This is a genomic window from Klebsiella sp. 4_1_44FAA, from assembly GCF_000238715.1.
Lineage (GTDB): Bacteria > Pseudomonadota > Gammaproteobacteria > Enterobacterales > Enterobacteriaceae > Klebsiella > Klebsiella pneumoniae.
In genome coordinates, this window is sequence record NZ_JH414833.1 from 1 (window position 1) to 1,374 (window position 1,374).

General features: G+C 57.7%; 3 protein-coding genes. All 3 read right to left on the reverse strand.

Features of this window, described 5'->3' with window-relative positions:
* Positions 1 to 432: 432 nt before the first annotated feature.
* The 3 genes from HMPREF1024_RS00165 to HMPREF1024_RS31525 all read right to left on the reverse strand — a co-directional run bounded on the left by HMPREF1024_RS00165 (position 433) and on the right by HMPREF1024_RS31525 (position 1,372).
* Positions 433 to 753: a hypothetical protein gene (locus HMPREF1024_RS00165; RefSeq protein WP_009310080.1), complete on the reverse strand. Its 321-nt coding sequence runs from the start codon at positions 751 to 753 to the stop codon at positions 433 to 435.
* Positions 754 to 786: 33 nt separating this feature from the next.
* Positions 787 to 1,041, reverse strand: coding sequence for a DNA polymerase III subunit theta (locus HMPREF1024_RS00160; protein ID WP_074132857.1), 255 nt, complete (start codon positions 1,039 to 1,041; stop codon positions 787 to 789).
* Between the two features lie 187 nt (positions 1,042 to 1,228).
* Complete coding sequence (locus tag HMPREF1024_RS31525; RefSeq protein ID WP_009310084.1) at positions 1,229 to 1,372, reverse strand: hypothetical protein; 144 nt, start codon at positions 1,370 to 1,372, stop codon at positions 1,229 to 1,231.
* Positions 1,373 to 1,374 lie beyond the last annotated feature (2 nt).

Sequence of the window (1,374 nt, forward strand, 5' to 3'; positions counted from 1 at the left end):
CTGGACAGCAAGACGGGTTGTGCTTGTCTCAGCCCCGGCGAATGGACTCAAACGGGTGATACGGGTACCAGGGGAAAGGAGCAGGCACCCGCCGCAACGACGAAGAGCGCGGGCGCGAAACGGCGTTGCCCCGCAGAGTGCCGGCAGTCCTTCGCCGGCACGGTGAAAGCGGCGCGACCGGGACGGTCGCAGCAAGCGCTGCCGTTGACCCTGACGTCAGACATCAGACACTAGCCGCCAGGCCCGAAACCGCGTAGCGGGTTCGGCGGAGCTTACCGCGTCTTTTCGCGGTTAGCGGAGTGTGGCTCGACGACTGAACCGCGCCAGCGGGTCAGGAGCCGAAGGTGGCCCCGGAGCAGATTGTGTGAAAGGAAAGTGAGGCAAAGCCAGAGGAAGAGCAGCAGCAAGATGAAGGGTACCGGTCAGGTCAGGTCAGGACTGAGATTCGCTCTGCTCTTTTCTGTACTGTACAACGCAGTACCAGGCCGAAGCCAGGAAAGCGAAAACGGTGATCAGGACACGAAATTCGTCACCCGGCTCTTTCCCCTTCAGCATCAGCGTTATGATGATGCCGGCAACGATAATCCACGCAATACCACTCCAGAGGCGCAGCTTATCCGCCACGACATTAATCAGAACAAAAGCAACGGCCAGGATAGCCCCCCACAAAGCCGGTACCGGCTGAAACGGAATAAAAAACAGGTTAATACCGGTTAAAAGCGTCACGGCAGCAAACATCAGAGACATACGCACAGATTACCCTCCCTGGACACACTGATAAGAAAATCAATTCTGCTGATCCTCGCCCGGTTTATTATATTCGGGCGCATTTACGCGCGGCAGCTGCTGACTGTTCAGTCGATGTACGCGGAGCCGTTCATGGAAATATTCGCGCAGGTGTTCAGGCTGTTCCCGTTCAACAAGTTCCGGCACGACGGGCTTGTTCATGCGCTCCTGCCAGGCAACAGCAGCAGCCACCTTATCGACGGCAACTTTATCCTGCTCCTCCTTTGAAAAAGAGGCGATATTCCACTTTGACATATGCATCACCGGTCTGCTTTACAGGAAGATATACCTGATAATACGCGAATTCCGGGGCAACAGCGACTGACAACGGAGAGGAGAGTGCGCGGCGCCGGAGGCGCGGCGACGTCTCTCTCCGGCAGGCGCAGCCTGCCCGGGTTTTCGCGCGGCCGGAAGCGGCAGAGGTTCCCCCCTGCCCTGTGATTTATCGTGCCTTTCCCCCCTGAAGAATGAAATGGCCGCCAATATAGACGGCACACTGACAGGTCATGTATTCGCAGATTTCATCCATCACCTGCGCAGTGGTCAGTTCCCGCTGACCGGCATCGCGGCGGCGGGCATTAATCAGGG

What these genes read in the sequence shown, in the direction of transcription:
- HMPREF1024_RS00160 (WP_074132857.1), bottom strand. Translation starts at nt 1,041, where the DNA reads ATGTCAAAGTGGAATATCGCCTCTTTTTCAAAGGAGGAGCAGGATAAA.